14 protein-coding genes and 2 pseudogenes are annotated in these 14247 nt (G+C 62.9%); 5 read left to right on the top strand and 11 right to left on the bottom strand.

Going from position 1 to position 14247, the window contains the following annotated elements:
- Positions 1-246: 246 nt before the first annotated feature.
- A pseudogene (locus RGU41_RS14735) lies at positions 247-645 on the top strand (transposase); the annotation flags it as partial.
- On the opposite strand, the gene RGU41_RS14730 reads toward RGU41_RS14735, so the two are convergent.
- From RGU41_RS14730 to RGU41_RS21020, 6 genes are all read right to left on the bottom strand, one after another.
- Complete coding sequence (locus RGU41_RS14730) at positions 611-730, bottom strand: acetylxylan esterase (protein ID WP_322137366.1); 120 nt, start codon at positions 728-730, stop codon at positions 611-613. The pseudogene RGU41_RS14735 and the gene RGU41_RS14730 sit on opposite strands and share 35 nt — an antisense overlap.
- Before the next feature lie 174 nt (positions 731-904).
- Positions 905-1870 carry a hypothetical protein gene (locus RGU41_RS14725; protein ID WP_322136710.1) on the bottom strand — a complete coding sequence of 322 codons (966 nt, stop codon included), beginning with the start codon at positions 1868-1870 and terminating at the stop codon, positions 905-907.
- Positions 1867-2613 (bottom strand): cytochrome b N-terminal domain-containing protein, encoded by a 747-nt coding sequence (locus RGU41_RS14720; protein ID WP_322136709.1) that lies wholly within the window; start codon positions 2611-2613, stop codon positions 1867-1869. The genes RGU41_RS14725 and RGU41_RS14720 overlap by 4 nt, the downstream gene beginning before the upstream one ends.
- Entirely contained in the window at positions 2610-2777 is a 168-nt protein-coding gene (locus RGU41_RS14715) for a hypothetical protein (protein WP_322136708.1), read from the bottom strand. Before RGU41_RS14715 ends, RGU41_RS14720 begins: the two co-directional genes overlap by 4 nt.
- Before the next feature lie 198 nt (positions 2778-2975).
- On the bottom strand, positions 2976-3083 hold the full coding sequence (gene fliW / locus RGU41_RS14710) for a flagellar assembly protein FliW (RefSeq protein ID WP_322136707.1): 108 nt from the start codon (positions 3081-3083) through the stop codon (positions 2976-2978).
- 181 nt (positions 3084-3264) lie between these two features.
- Positions 3265-3573 carry an HAD family hydrolase gene (locus RGU41_RS21020; RefSeq protein WP_369125154.1) on the bottom strand — a complete coding sequence of 103 codons (309 nt, stop codon included), beginning with the start codon at positions 3571-3573 and terminating at the stop codon, positions 3265-3267.
- A 583-nt stretch (positions 3574-4156) separates the two neighbouring features.
- On the opposite strand from RGU41_RS21020, the gene lgt reads away from it, so the two are divergent.
- Positions 4157-5113: a prolipoprotein diacylglyceryl transferase gene (gene lgt, locus RGU41_RS14700; protein ID WP_322136706.1), complete on the top strand. Its 957-nt coding sequence runs from the start codon at positions 4157-4159 to the stop codon at positions 5111-5113.
- Between the two features lie 277 nt (positions 5114-5390).
- On the opposite strand, the pseudogene RGU41_RS14695 reads toward lgt, so the two are convergent.
- Together RGU41_RS14695 and RGU41_RS14690 are read right to left on the bottom strand one after the other, a co-directional pair.
- A pseudogene (locus RGU41_RS14695) lies at positions 5391-6211 on the bottom strand (nitrilase-related carbon-nitrogen hydrolase).
- 130 nt (positions 6212-6341) lie between these two features.
- Complete coding sequence (locus RGU41_RS14690) at positions 6342-7826, bottom strand: cytosine permease (RefSeq protein ID WP_322136705.1); 1485 nt, start codon at positions 7824-7826, stop codon at positions 6342-6344.
- A 217-nt stretch (positions 7827-8043) separates the two neighbouring features.
- Between RGU41_RS14690 and RGU41_RS14685 the strand changes: the two genes are divergently transcribed.
- Positions 8044-9087 carry a sensor domain-containing diguanylate cyclase gene (locus RGU41_RS14685; RefSeq protein ID WP_322136704.1) on the top strand — a complete coding sequence of 348 codons (1044 nt, stop codon included), beginning with the start codon at positions 8044-8046 and terminating at the stop codon, positions 9085-9087.
- Between the two features lie 596 nt (positions 9088-9683).
- On the opposite strand, the gene RGU41_RS14680 is transcribed toward RGU41_RS14685, so the two are convergent.
- Positions 9684-10424: a VIT family protein gene (locus RGU41_RS14680; protein WP_322136703.1), complete on the bottom strand. Its 741-nt coding sequence runs from the start codon at positions 10422-10424 to the stop codon at positions 9684-9686.
- A gap of 285 nt (positions 10425-10709) precedes the next feature.
- On the opposite strand from RGU41_RS14680, the gene RGU41_RS14675 reads away from it, so the two are divergent.
- On the top strand, positions 10710-12077 hold the full coding sequence (locus tag RGU41_RS14675; RefSeq protein ID WP_322136702.1) for an Nramp family divalent metal transporter: 1368 nt from the start codon (positions 10710-10712) through the stop codon (positions 12075-12077).
- A 136-nt stretch (positions 12078-12213) separates the two neighbouring features.
- Here the strand turns inward: RGU41_RS14675 and RGU41_RS14670 are convergent, their stop codons facing one another.
- Together RGU41_RS14670 and RGU41_RS14665 are read right to left on the bottom strand one after the other, a co-directional pair.
- The gene (locus RGU41_RS14670; protein WP_322136701.1) at positions 12214-12687 is read right to left on the bottom strand and encodes a hypothetical protein; all 474 of its coding nucleotides are present in this window, start codon (positions 12685-12687) and stop codon (positions 12214-12216) included.
- A 181-nt stretch (positions 12688-12868) separates the two neighbouring features.
- Positions 12869-13048, bottom strand: coding sequence for a hypothetical protein (locus tag RGU41_RS14665; protein WP_322136700.1), 180 nt, complete (start codon positions 13046-13048; stop codon positions 12869-12871).
- A gap of 263 nt (positions 13049-13311) precedes the next feature.
- Here RGU41_RS14665 and RGU41_RS14660 point away from each other — a divergent pair, with 263 nt between their 5' ends.
- A complete protein-coding gene (locus RGU41_RS14660) occupies positions 13312-13968 on the top strand; it encodes a DUF1345 domain-containing protein (protein ID WP_322135564.1) in 657 nt (218 codons plus the stop codon).
- The last annotated feature ends 279 nt before the right edge of the window (positions 13969-14247 follow it).

Raw genomic sequence — 14247 nt, 5'->3', positions numbered from 1 at the left:
GGTTCGTTATCCGGGCCTGGGAGAATCGTCGCGAGGCAGATCTCTAATGAGTCACACCCCCGCCGGAGCGTGGGTGGACGACCTTCTATGAAGCCATCGAAACGGGTCAGGCCGGCACCGACCTAGCCCAGCGGACAGGTCGTGTGAAAGCCACCGCTTGCGCGGGACAGATGGCTCTTGAGTCACGTTGGGAAAGGCCGATACCAGCTTGCCAGCCAGCCCCAGGCCAGCTACTAACCATTAGAGATGGCTCTAGACCAGTCTGCCCTGCTCGACCTGTTGGGAGAACTCAAACTCACCGACGTCACCGACCGAATCCGCGTCGCGACCGAAACGCTTTACCAAGAACTCATCAATGCGGAGGCCACCGCCCTCATCGGTGCCGGCCGTTTCCGACGTTCCGAGGACCGCACCACCCAACGCAACGGTACCCGCCCGCGTCTGTTGACGACCACGGCCCGAGACCTGCACCTGAAGATCCCCAAGCGGCGCCAGGGTTCATTCTTCCCCGCGCTCCTCGAGCGCCGCCGCCGGGTGGACCAGGTCCTGTTCGTCGTCGTTATGGAGGCTTGCCTCCACGGCGTCTCGACCCGGAAAGTCGACGACCTGGTCAAGGCCCTCGGCGCGGCTCATCGGGATACCGGCGGGCGTCGGCGAGGGTGTCCTCCCAGAACTCGTCGAAGTCGTCTGGTTCGGCAACGAGCGAGCGGTACTCGCGGAGTTCCGGCAGGCTGCGGTTGTAGCGGGCATGGGAAAGGACCTTTCAGGCGTGCAGTGCACGAGCCCAGCTTCGAGCTCGTGAACGGTAGGGCGGATGCCGCCGGTACTACGGACCCTATGCGAGCGCAATCCCCGACGGACTTTGCACCTTGACGGCAGGACCGACACGCCTAAGAATCCCTGGTCAGCCCCGGCCCGTCGCGCGCTTCTTGTAGTAGTCCCGCCAGATCAGCCGGTGGACCGGGATCCACCGTGGGATGTCCCGCAGGCCGGGGATGAAGGGAACGAGCGTCAGTAGCACGCTCAGCAGGAGCATCAGGAGAACGACGAGCAGGTCGGCGTTCGGGGCGGAGGCGAATGGCTCGACCTGATACCAGAAGGAGAAGAGCCACAGCCACGATTGTCCGGGTGTGTTCCCCGTTTCGTTCATCATGCCCCACTGGTCGCCGGTGAGGTGCTGGGCGGTCGCGAGGTCGCCGAAGTACGCGCCGTCGCCCAGGAACAGGATGGTGCGGGTGTAGTCGGAGTTGTAGAACGACTGCTGGGCGTTCAGGACGCCGTCGAGTGCGCCCTGGCTCGCCATCCTGAGTAGGGCACCGGTCAGGACCGGGACGGGCCCGTAGTCGCCGGTGGCGACCTGGGCCGGGTCGCCGTCGGGGGCGTTCGTGAGGGCATCCGTGTATGCGGCGGTCCAGTCGGTCTTCTGGGTGTCGATCGCGGTGTTCCACGCGTCGAGGGCGGCGCTCGGGGGTACGTTGAGGGTCGTCAGCGGGGTGATCACGAGGTCCTGCGCCGTGTCGATCGGCAGTCGCACTCCGGAGAAGCTCTGCAGGTCGAAGGCCCCGATGGTCTGGGTCGCGTCAGGAGTGTTGTTGTAGGGCGGCCCGTAACCTGCGGAATCACTCGTTCCGCCGAGCTCGGCGGTCGCCGTCGCGACGAAGTCCGCCGGTTCTGCCTGCGCCCAGGACTTGAGGGTGACGCTCGGTTCGTCCGGCGAGCCGACGATCGCCGAGAGACCCACGATCAGGAGTCCGACGACGACGAGGGCAACGGTGAGTTCCTTGAAGAGGTCGTATTCGCGCACCCTTCCGCGCCAGGGGCGTCGGGCGAGGGCGTCGCGATTGGAGCGGGACGTCGTTGCGGTGCTCATTGCGTCGCCTCCGCCTGTTCCGGGTTCGCGTCCGGTCGGGCCGCTGGACTGTGGCCGAGCGCTGTACCGTCGCCGAGCAGCACTTCGCCACTCAGCTGGGCGTCGCTCTCAGCCGCGTCGATCGGGGGGACGACCCCGTGCATCCGCACCAGGATCACGTGCAGCGCGACGACGGCTCCGACCGCGAGGGGCAGCAGCACGATGTGGAAGCCGAAGATCTGGCCGAGGTTGGCCACGTTGAACCAGGCTCCGATGCCGGAGGCGTTGAGTGCGTCCTTGCCTTCGAAGGCGATCCACTGCGAGTCGAAGTTGGTCTGGAGCAGGTACCCGGTGAATGCCGCGACGATCGAGACGAGGAAGGCGGCCATCCCGGTGATCCAGGTGAGCGTTCGCCCGCCTCGCCAGGCGGCCATCCAGTACTTGCCCCAGAGGTGCACGACCATGGTGATGAAGAAGACCTCGACGCTCCAGAGGTGCACGCTGTTCACGAAGTGGCCGAAGTCGGAGATGTGGTACCAGGCCGGGCCGTTCAGGCTGAGCACGACCCCTGAGACGACGATGAACACGAGCGAGACGATGGCGCCCATGCCGAAAACGTAGATCCAGGATGCGACGTAGCTGGGCTGGTCCTGTGGCAGCAGCTTGTCGGCGGGCAGGTGCTTGAGCAACCAGCCGCGAGCTTTCCCTGTCCAGGTGTAGTACTCCTCGGCGGGTTCACTCTTCTGCTCCTCGCGGATGCTCATGGGCGTTTCTTCCCACTCGGGAACGGGAGAACGAGGGCCAGCAGAAACAGCAGGATGATCACGATGATCACGATGAGATTGCCGAGTTGGATCTGGAATGCCCCCCAGCCGACATAGATGCCTGGACTGTCCTGAGTCGCAAAGTAACTGATGAGCGGATTCATTGCGGCTCCATTGCTCGGGATATCGGCCAGCCACGGGTGGATCCGAGCGACTGTGTCCCGATGAAACTCACGTTATTCCCGTTCGGGAAAATCTGCTCATCGTTCCGTGGGGAAAGAACCTGAGACTACGTTCAGGAAGGAGTGCTGCGGAAGGCGCGGTCAGGACTCCGGGTGGGCGCCGAGTTTGGCGCGAAGAGATCAGCCCTGGCCTTCGAGGATGATCTGCGCGCATCGCCCCGTCGCAGCGTTCACGACGATCGGCGCCATGAGGTTCACGGTCGTGCCGCCCTCGCGCGGGTTGGTCACGACGAGAACGAGTGCCTGGTCGGGACCGGCGAGATCGAGGGCGCGGTCGTCGGTGACGACGGGGGATTAGTCCGGCAGGTAGATCACGGCGTCGAGCACGAACGCCGGATGTGCCGGTCGTCCGCGGACGGCAGCGTGGACAGGCCGTCCGCGCCGGCGATCTCCGTGAGGTCGAACTCGGTCAGCGAGTCGAGCCCGGGCGGTGGGAGACGAATGTCAGAGTGGCGCTCACTGGACGCGGTGTGATGTCGGTGAGCCAGAGCCGGTTATCGGCATCGGCGGTGAACTCGTGCCGAGGTCGCAGCCCTCCGGGTCTTTTGCAACCACGGGCCGCTGCCTGGCACACGTGCGTGCCAAGACCGACCTGCGCGCCGATGGCCCGCGCGGTTTTCACAACATCGCCGGTAGCTATGCGCATGCGCACGCCGAGTCGGGTCAACTGGGCTATCAGCGCGGCCGCGTCAGGCCGGGGCGGATCAGCCAAACCCACAACTCCCAACAAACACAACCGGAGCTGCTAGCCATCGGTAGTGGGGCTGACTAGAGAGCTTAAGGACCCGACACGTCACCGTGATGGAAATCCCGTCAACGGCGAGCTCAGCCACGAGAGGGTAGAACCTTTTCCCGGCGGGTTCGCCTGCGACAAATACGCAGCCGCCCGCCGCAGGATTTCGACTTCCTTCAGCAACCGGATCCGCTTCTGCGCCTCCCCATGCCCGGCCGACTCGGTGCGTATCTGGCCAGATTTGGTTCCGTCATCTCACTGCGGGGCGCTGCAGCCACTTCTGCAACGTCATCGCGTGAGCGCCGAATTCTCTCGCGATCTGCTCGATCGTTGTCACACCAGGTTCACGGTTACGCGCCGTGCCCACAACGCAACACGGACACCCTAATACTGAACGGTCTTGAGGCTAAGCGGTATGGGGCCGCACTGGTGCGCTGAACCACTCGGGCCCGCATAAACTTTTGGCGGTTCTGGACATCGGACTTCTCCTTGCGTCCCGGGAGATTCTCGTCCGGCAACTGCGCACGTGCACACGTGCGCACGTGCACACGACCGAAAGGTGAACGCGGTGCTTCACACCAGCATTCCGAGCCCGACTATCAGTTATTTCGATCTCGGGCCCCTCCGCGTTCACTTCTACGCGCTGTGCATCTTGACCGGCATCATTATCGCCGTCTGGATGTCTTCGGCCCGGTTGACCGCCCGCGGCGGCAAACCGGGCATGGTGATAGACATCGCCATGTGGACCGTCCCGATCGGAATCGTCGGAGGCCGCCTGTACCACGTCGTCACGCATCCGACCGATTACTTCTTCCCCGGCGCAGACCTGTGGAAGGTGCTGTTCGTCTGGGAAGGCGGACTCGCCATCTTCGGCTCGATTCTGTTCGGCAGCATCGGGGCATACATCGGCTGCCGCCGGGCCGGGATCCGGTTCTTCTCCTTCGCCGACGCTCTCGCACCCGGGCTGCTCCTCGCGCAGGCATTCGGCCGCTTCGGGAACTACTTCAACCACGAGCTCTACGGCGGCCCGACGACCCTCCCCTGGGGCCTCGAGATCGAATCGACCAACGCAGCCTTCCCCGCCGGGTTGCCGGCCGGGACCCTCTTCCAGCCGTTGTTCCTCTACGAGATGATCTGGAACACGATCGGCGTCGTCCTGATCATCTTCGTGCTCGAGCGCCGCTTCAACCTCCGCTGGGGCAGGGCTCTCGGCTTCTACCTGCTCTGGTACGGCGCCGGACGGGCGTTCCTCGAGTCGCTCCGCCTGGACCCGACCGAGTATTTCCTCTTCGGCCTCAAGATCAACGTGGACGTCGCGCTCCTCGCCGCCATCGCCGGGATCGTGCTCATCATCGTCCAGACCCGACGACACCCCGGCCCGGAAACATCCATCTACCGGAACCCACAGTTACCCCCGATCGATGACCTGGCGGTGATGGAGGCCCCGTCCGGTTCACACACGGGTGGAGGCACAGCCGTGGATCTGCCGGGTGGCCAGGTGAGCGACAGCCGCCGGGACGCCTGACACAGTCGGGAGCAGATTAGTGGCGTCCAGTCAGACGAACCTCATGCTGTTCTGGGTAGACGAGTGAACGGTGTTGCGAGAAAACGAAAGGCTCGAGCCGTCGTTGCGAGGTAAGCGAAGTCCGATGGTCTGCGGCCCCGGGTCCAGCGGCTGGCGGCCATCCTGGAATTGGATCTCGATGCCTTCTCCGGGCGGGCGGAGCTCTGGGCGTTGCTCGCGGCGTACCACCGCCGCTGACCGACGCCGTTCACCATCGCCGAGCCGACCGGGCGGTGGTCTACCGGGGTGCGACGACCTCGCTATACAGCTCCGGCCTCCGGTCGCCGAACGCATCGCACAACGGCGTGATGGTCTTGTCCCGGGACAGGAGCAGATCCAGGTCGGCCATCGCGATCCCCGACGCGTCGGCGGTGGCGACGACCCAGCCGTGCTCGTTGATGATGGAGCTCGCCTCGTTCCAGTCCTGGCCGCGCTCGGTGCCGCTGCGGTCGCAGCAGACGACGCCGACATGGCTGGTATATGCGGCAGCCATGGCGACCGTGACCTCTGGGACTCGCTCGCCCTCTGGTACGGTTTCCCGCGGCCAATTGGTGGGCACGACGATCAGCTCGGCCCCGCGCAGAGCCAAGCTGCGGGTCATCTCGGGGAACTCCAGGTCGTAACAGATGAGGACGCCAAGCCGGCCGAGCGCGGTGTCCACGACAGGGGGACGGCCGTGCCGGGCGTGAAGACGAGCTTCTCCCGATCCCACAGGTGAGTCTTGCGGTAGCTCCCCAGGACGCCGGAGCCGTCGACGACGGCGAGGCTGTTGTAGACGAGGCCGTCGGCACCGAGTTCGGCGAAGCCGCCGACGACGACGCCGTCGACGCCGGCCACCGCTAGTGCCCACTGCGCGAACACGGGATGGTCCGTCGTCACGGCGACGGACCGGGCCTCCTCCTGCGAGGAGAACATGTAGCCCGTGGTGACCAGTTCGGGCAGCACGACCAGTCGGGCGCCTGCCGCCACCGATTCGCGCACGGCGGCCACGGATCGTTCGACGTTGCCGGCCAGGTCGGGAATGACCGGTGCCAGCTGTCGACACGCAATGCGGATCATGTCTTACTCCTTGTCTCGTGGCCGACGTGCGTTGTGTTGCTCCGTATCGCGGCCGGAGGTGATCATTCGTGAAAGGGCCGGGCCGGTGACCAGGGAGGTCACAGGCCCGGCCGTTTCACCCCGTCAGGCCCTAGTCGATGAGAGCGCCCGCGAGGTCTTCCTGCTCCTGCGAGGCGAGCTCGAGAGCGTCGGCCTGCTCGTCGGCGAGTTGCCGTTCGGCCGCGACGTCCAGGTTCCTGGTGAACAGCCAGTAGAGCAGCGCACCGATCGGCAGGCCGACGAAGAGCGCGACGTCGACGCCGCCCATCGCCTGCGAAACGAACCCGACGTAGAAGCCCGAGATGTCAAAGAACGGGGTCATGCACGCAAACGCGACCAGGTAAGCGGTGATGCCCGCCCAGCCCCAACGGCCGTAGATGCCATTGGGTTTGAAGATCTCCGTGATCGCGTAGTGGCCCTTCCGCACGATGAAGTAGTCGGTGAGGTTGATCGCCGTCCACGGGATGAAGAAGTACAAGACGAGCAGGAGGAAGTCCGCGAAGAAGACCGCAAAGTTGCTCGAGGCATAGAGCGAAAGGACGCCGGAGATGCCGGCGGTGATCGCGACGGTGACGATTCGAACGGTTACGGTCGGTCTCACCTTGCGGATGCTGTCGATCGAGGAGATGAGGGTGAGGGATCCGCCGTACATGTTCAGCACGATGACCGCGACCAGGCCAAGAGCGATCACGAGCAGCGCGATCGTGCCGAAGCCGGGAAAGAGGCTATCGGCCACGCCCTGGATGGCGGTGATCGGATCGCCGGCGTCGAAGTCCGTGACGGCCGCGGCGAGGTACGCGCCGAGGAAGATCAGCCAGGCGCCGCCGATGGCGCTGCCCCAGAACGTCCAGCGGAAGGTACTGCGACTGGGCGTTTCGGCGGGCAGGTAGCGCGAGTAGTCGGAGACGTAGATTGCCCAGGAGATCTGGTACCCGGCGACGACGCCCAGCTGGGAGAAGAATGCGACTGGATTGAAATCGCCGAGATCGAAGGCCCCGGTGGGCAGGTGCAGATTGACGAGCGCCGAGAAGGTCAGGAGTGCCAGGACGACGACCGTCACGTACGTGAGGTAGCGCTCCATCTTGTGGATGAGGTCGTAGCCGAAGAGGGCGACGACGGCGCCGACGATGGTGACCGCCCAGAACCAGAATGGAGAGACGACCGGGTCGGAATGGAGCGCTCCGCTGATCGCGTTGCCTGCGAGGACCGTGTTGAACACGTTGAAACCTGCGTACTGGAGGAAGGCGAAGAGCCACACGAGGAGGGCGCCAACGTAGCCGAACTGCGGTCGCGACTGGATCATTTGCGGCAGACCGAGCTTCGGGCCCTGCGATGAGTGTGCCGCCATGAAGACGGTGCCGATGACCAGCCCGATGGTGATCGCGATGAGCGACCAGACCAGGTTTCCGCCAGCGGCGAAACTTACGACTCCGATCGCGAGGGTCGCGATCTGTGCGTTGCACATGAACCAGAGCGGCCCGATGTGCCAGACCTTGCCGTGCCGCTCGTTTTTGGGCACGTAGTCGATGGAACGGACTTCCAGACCACGGTTCTTGGTTGGGCTTTCTTCGGTCACAAATCTCTCCTTTGAAATTTCGGGACGCTCAGCGCTGATAGGTGAAAAAAGTACACGCTGCCTTACCCAAACGATGTTGCCATAACGGCAGATTGGAGATTCCTTGTGCCAGTTTGGCAGCCGATTGACCGCCTCGCGGGAGTATCCGTCGTATTTCACCGGGTTTCATCCAAAGTCGTAGAATTGGGGTTCGTGAAGATCGACCAAGACTGTCCGGGTGAGCCTCGGTGAACCGGAGGATTTCGCCGTGACAGTATCAGCGGCATTGCCCCTTGATGACTCGGACCGATTCAATGGTGTGATCACAGGGGTGCGCGATCCTCGCCGGCTCAAGGCTGTCGCCGACGCAGACCTGCACGGGTCTTTGGCTGACCCTGATCTGGACGCGGTGGTTGCCACCTTGCGCCTGGCTTGCGCGGCGCCGATGGTCGTCGTGAACATCGTCAGTGCCGACCGGCAAACTTACGCGGCGGAAGTTGGTGTCGGGGCAGAATGCACCTCAGTACCGGACGCACTGTCCTTTTGTGCGGAGGTAGTTGACACGGGTCGGGCCACGATGGTCTCCGATGCCGCTGCGCATCCCATCTACTGGCAGAACCCGATGGTACTTAGCGGCGTCATCGGTTCATACGCGGGCGTCCCGCTTATCGATAACGGCGTGGTTCTTGGCAGCGTGGCCATCTTCGACCACCATGCGCGAGTGTTCTCCGCTGACGTCCTGGACATTCTTCGTCACCAAGGGAAACTGGCTGGGTCTGTCCTCGCACTGCGCCGTTCGGCCCGCACGGACGCGCTGACCGGGTTGCCCAACCGTGCCCTTTACGGGGACCGCCTCGCAGGTGCGCTGGCCAGACTTGAGCGCAACGGCGGAATGGTCTGCGTGATGTACCTCGACATCGACGACTTCAAGATCATCAACGACACTCTCGGGCACGGTGGGGGCGACGATATCCTTATCGAGCTGGGGAGGAGACTGGCCAGCGTATTGCGCCCCACCGATACGGTCGCGCGCTTCGGTGGGGATGAGTTCGTGAGCCTTTGCGAGAACTTCGGTGGCGTCGGCGATGCCGAACAGTTGGCGGCTCGGGTCGTGGCCGCTACCGCCGAGCCATGGGACGTCCAGGGCTGGTTTATGCCTGTGCACGTGAGCATTGGATTCGCCGTGACGGATTCTGCCACAACAGAGCCAGCGGCATTGCTCGATGACGCCGACACCGCTATGTACATGGCGAAGAAGGTTCCTGGCTCCATGTGGGTATAGGCACCCGCCAGCGGACAGAGCCGCAAACGCCTCATCGTTGAGCCGTCCCACCAGGGGGCTATGGCTTAGCCGTTGGTGGGTGGCGCGGGCGTCGAGGACTGATCAGATGATGGGGCGCCTGGCGGAGTGCCGGTTAGCCAAGCGACGACCAAGAATGCGCCGATCAACCCAACGACGATGAGCACCCCTGCCACAGAGCCTCTGAAAGCAACCCCGGAGACCACAATCAGGGCCACGAAGGCTGCAGACGCGACGGCTCCTTTCCAGCTGAGTATCCGCCATCCCCAACCAACGTATTTCTTGGGCCCGAACCAGGCTTTCTTCGTGAACCGTCCCGCTCTTGCGTCCATGACGAAAATCGTAGCCCGGTATCCCGTGCTCGTTCCGAAAACAGTGGAAAGCATCTCCGATTTTGAGCCACGCAATTTTGCTGGCCGGGATGTGCAACGGAAATGTCGTGAGTCCCGTCCTCCCCGCGGTCACGGATGAGGTCGTGCGGCGAGAGTTCCGCGTCGTCCGCAGGAGGGTGTTTAGTGCGTCCGGTCCGGCCCGGTCCTTGCCACGTCTGAGCGCGGCGACGTTTGAGGGGTGGGCGGCTATGTGGTACCCGAGGAGCCCAAGAGCAAGCCGATTGCGAACGTGGACAACAGTGCCAGCGCGCCGCCTAGGACCATCCTGAACGTGGCCCGTCCTCGTGAGCTGCCTCCCAGATGACCTGCAAGTGCCCCTGAAATGGCGAGAACGAGGAGCACGGCCAGGAATGTGACCGGCACCCTCCATGCGTCAGGTGGGAGCAAGATCGCTGCTAGGGGAATGATCCCACCACAAATGAACGCGACAGCCGACGCCAATGCAGCGTTCCACGGGCTTGCAACATCGTTTTCGTCGATGTTTAGCTCAATCGCGAGATGCGCCGCCAAGGCATCATGTTCGGTCAACTCTCCCGCCACTTGTCGCGCAGTTTCAGGGGACAAGCCCCGCGCTTGGTGCATGCCTGCGAGTTCTTCCAGTTCTTGCTCCGGCGTTTCAGCGAGTTCGCGTTTCTCCGTCGCAATCAACGCCTGTTCACTGTCACGCTGGCTGCTCACAGACACATATTCGCCTAAAGCCATTGAAACAGCGCCGCCCATGAGCGCCGCAACGCCAGCAGTCAGAATAGGTCCGACCACGTGGGTTGCACCAGCTACCCCGACCACAATCGCCGCCACTGACACGATGCCGTCATTGGCCCCCAGCACTCCCGCGCGCAACCAGTTCAGCCGGGTCGACAGGCCCCCACCCTGATGGGGCTCATCAGGGTGCGAGTCTAGAGGCTCCCGTTTGCCCCGATCCGACATAAGCCGAGTAAACCACATCTCACTCCGCCGAACGCACCGTGGCGCTCCACGCTTTGGCCATCGCTTTGGCCACGGTTGTCTTGGCCGCAATCATCGGGGCCGTCAGCCGATTGCATCTCCTCCGCGGTCCCACGCTGACCGGACAGCGACACTTTCCGTAGCGCGCCTGCATTCCGAAATGCACACCGACGAAGGTGGCCGGACTCACCGACAAGGTACTGTAACCATGGTATGCCTTGGCCACCTCGGCGCTGCCCGGATTTAATCGCTGACGTGAGGAACGCTATGACGGTCGAGGAATTGCCTGAAAGTGTCCTGCCGGGCGCGGACATTGCCTCGGAACGGACCGGTCAGGGAAACGGAAAGAGAAACCCGGTTTCGCGTTTTTTCGGTCTCCTTGGTCCGGGTTTAGTTACCGGTGCCGCCGATGACGACCCATCAGGGATCGCGACGTATTCCCAGGCCGGCGCGACGTACGGCAACAGCATGTTGTGGACGGTCCCTTTAACGCTTCCGTTAATGATGGCTGTGCAAGAGATCTGTGACCGGATGGCCCTAGCCACCGGGCAGAGCCTCGGCGCGCTGATCCGTCGACGCTTCAGCCGCGGATTCCGGGTTGCGATCGGGATTCTTTTGGCCTTGCTGATCATTGCGAATTGTCTGAACCTGGCCGCGGACCTGAATGCGATCGGTCAGGGCATGAACCTGCTGCACGCGGGACCCGCGTTTCTGTGGGCCGCGATCGCCGGTATTGCCATTGTTGTGGCCGTGACGGCGGGGTCCTTCGCGATGATCGGCCGGATCTTCAAATGGTTGTGCATGGTTCTTCTGGTCTACGTCGGAGTCCTCTTCGTTTCCAACGTAGATTGGGCCGACGTTGCCCGCGGCCTCACCGGCGGGCAGATCCAGTTCTCCCCGGCGTACTTCGGTTTGATCGTCGGGGTCTTAGGTACCACCATCTCGCCGTACATGTTCTTCTGGCAGTCCGCGCAACGCATCGAGGAACTCCGCGCCGAAAAACGTGGCGGCGATCACGCGCCGGCCCTGGACGAGAGGCCAAGGCCGGAAGCGGCCCGACGGCTACGCAATGGACGAGTGGACGTGTTCACCGGGATGGCCTTTAGCGTGCTGATCATGTTCGCCATCATTGCCTCCTCCGCAGCCACCCTCGGCGCACACAACACCCCCGTCACCAGCGCAGCCGAGGCAGCCCAAGCACTCGAACCAATTGCCGGCAACTACGCCGGTATCCTCTTCGCTCTGGGTTTCATCGGCTCTGGGGTACTCGCAGTGCCCGTGCTCGCCGCATCCGGCGCTGCGGGGATGGCAGGGCTTTTGAACAAGAACTGGGGTCTTGACCGGTCCCCCCGGAGAGCACCCCTGTTCTACGCCCTCCTCGGCGTTGGTATCATCGCCGGCACCATCCTCGCTATCGTCTCCACCGACCCGATCGGACTTCTCGTGCTCTCCGCGATCGTGAACGGCATCGCCGCCGGCCCGTTCCTGATCGTGATGATGCTCATCTCCCGCGACAGAACCATCATGGGTAAATACCGAAACGGTAAGCTCGCCGCAACCATGGGCTGGACCGCCACCGCAATCATGTGCGTCGCCGGCGCATACGGCATCTGGTACACCCTCATCGGAAACTAACCAGTCGAAGCGACAGCTGAAGTTTGGACCCAATGGCTTTGGTAGCAGAAACCGGCCTGCACATCCTCGTCGACGAGCGGGCGGATACGTTGATGCGCACGCGGGCATAAAACAGTGGCACCTCACGCCGGAATGGTCACAGGCGCAGATCCCATCCGAAACGAAACCCTCGTCTGGCCGCCGTTTCTTCGCGCCCGATCGAAAACTCCGATCGGGTTCCCGACACGAGGGACTGTGCCTGCTGGATTCTTAGGCCGGCATAGAGCAGCGTGATGTAAGCGAGTTGGAAGGGAAAGACCATCGAAATCAGCACCGCGTCTTTGGCCGCAGCGACCGGCTCGTCGTGATCGAGCTCTAGGTGCTTGCCGCGCAGCACTACCTTGCCCACCTTTCTCAATCGCCCGAGGTCCCGGCTGACGCTTTCGCGAAGACGGCGATTCAGTGGCAGAGCCACGAGTATGCAGGCAAGGGCCTCGGCGAAGAACGCAGATTCTGCCGCGAAGGACAGCTGCACGCCGATTTCCGAGATGGCGGAAGTGCTCCACCGGGCGAGAACGGTGAACAGTACGCGCTGAGTGTCCTCTGGCGTGACGAGCGGCTTGCGAATCACGCCGGCGCCCGTACTTCGGCTGAATTGACCGGCACCACCCCCGAAGTCAGTTCAGGGGACGTGAGATCGGACGACGCTGATGTCATTGTCTCGCGGCGGAGGAATATGCAGAGGCCCGCGCGCTCGGATTGGTTGGGGAGCCATGACGATAGCTCGCGTTTCGCGGCGGCTGGGCGGGTACTTAGAGCGTATTAATTGTTCCGACGCTCTTCGTGATGCCCAAGCCGATTTTTTGATTGATGCCGTTCACCCGGCCGGAATCAGCGCGCAACTTCGAGAGAACTGAGCGCACGGTCGGCGGCCCTTGGGCGGCACGTTCGGCGGCTCTCGGGTGTTGGGTGTAGTCGAAGTCTGCGCTCATTATGTCGGTGCTCCCATTTCATGTTGGAGGTGTGAAGTATCCCACCGTTGGCTCCCTCATGATTTCTGCGCGCCCCGCTTCAGCGGATATGAGCGGCAGCATGTCCAATGCTCTACGAGAGTTCTTCATCCTGGTCTTTGGGGAGGCGTGGGCGAACCCGTGACCTACGCATTGGCGAGGCTAGCGACAGAATTCCAGTAGGGGACATCCACAACATACCGGCGGTTGGTTCTAAATCGTGCGCTTTGTGCGAGGATCTGGGGATGGAGCAGGTGCAGGACTTTCGATCAACAATTTTTCATGCTGGCACGAGGGCGAGCGTGGCTCTCATCGTTGGCGTGCTCGTTGGCGTCGCCTCTGGTCTGATTGTGAAATGGGCATTCGCGCCGGCTATCGGTTGGGTTGGGGCGGCGGTCGTCTTCCTGTCGTGGACGTGGATAGCGGTAGGTCGACTGGATCATTCTGAGACCGCACGATATGCCACTCGAGAAGATCCATCCCGGTTCGCCGCCGAGGTACTCATTCTGTGCGCAAGTATCGCCAGTTTCTGGGCCATTGCGCTTATCCTCATTGAGGCTGGCACCGTGGAAGGACTGGCCAAAGCCGGACTCGTCGCCTTGGCGTTGTCAACGATCGCGGCTTCTTGGCTGATGGTCACCACCGTGTTCACCTTGCGATACGCGCACCTGTACTACAGCAACGAAACCGGGGGCATTGACTTCAATCAACGCGAGCCGCCCCGGTACTCCGACTTCGCTTACCTGGCCGTGACGATCGGGGCCACGTTCCAAGTTTCGGACACCAATCTGCAAAATCACGATATCCGCATCACCGCGCTGCGCCATTCGTTGCTTTCTTACGTCTTGGGAGTCGTTGTCCTAGCGACAACGATCAACCTCGTTTCCGGACTCGCCCACTAACCATCTGCTTCAGCGCACCACGTACTCGCTCGAGACAAAACGTCTGGAGAAGGAACGAAGCATCCCCAGTGTTGCCAGAAAGGCGCTCGGGTCCCGGTTTCGTGTTCTGCTCCATCCCGGTCAGGGCCCCGTCCCGGGGCTTGATTCGCGCGCGAGCTCCGTCTCGAAAACTCAGAACTAGACAGCCGTTGCCTGGCGGCCTTCCGAGCCCAGATGCGTGCGAGCCTCCCTCAACCCTTTTCGTTCTTCTTCGGCCAAAGGGTCACCGTTGATGGTCTT

Origin of the sequence: Cryobacterium sp. 10C3, from assembly GCF_034314285.1 — a bacterium.
Taxonomy (GTDB): Bacteria; Actinomycetota; Actinomycetes; order Actinomycetales; family Microbacteriaceae; genus Cryobacterium; species Cryobacterium glucosi.
Note: the sequence above shows the minus strand (reverse complement) of the source record. Positions and strands in the feature narration are given on the sequence as shown.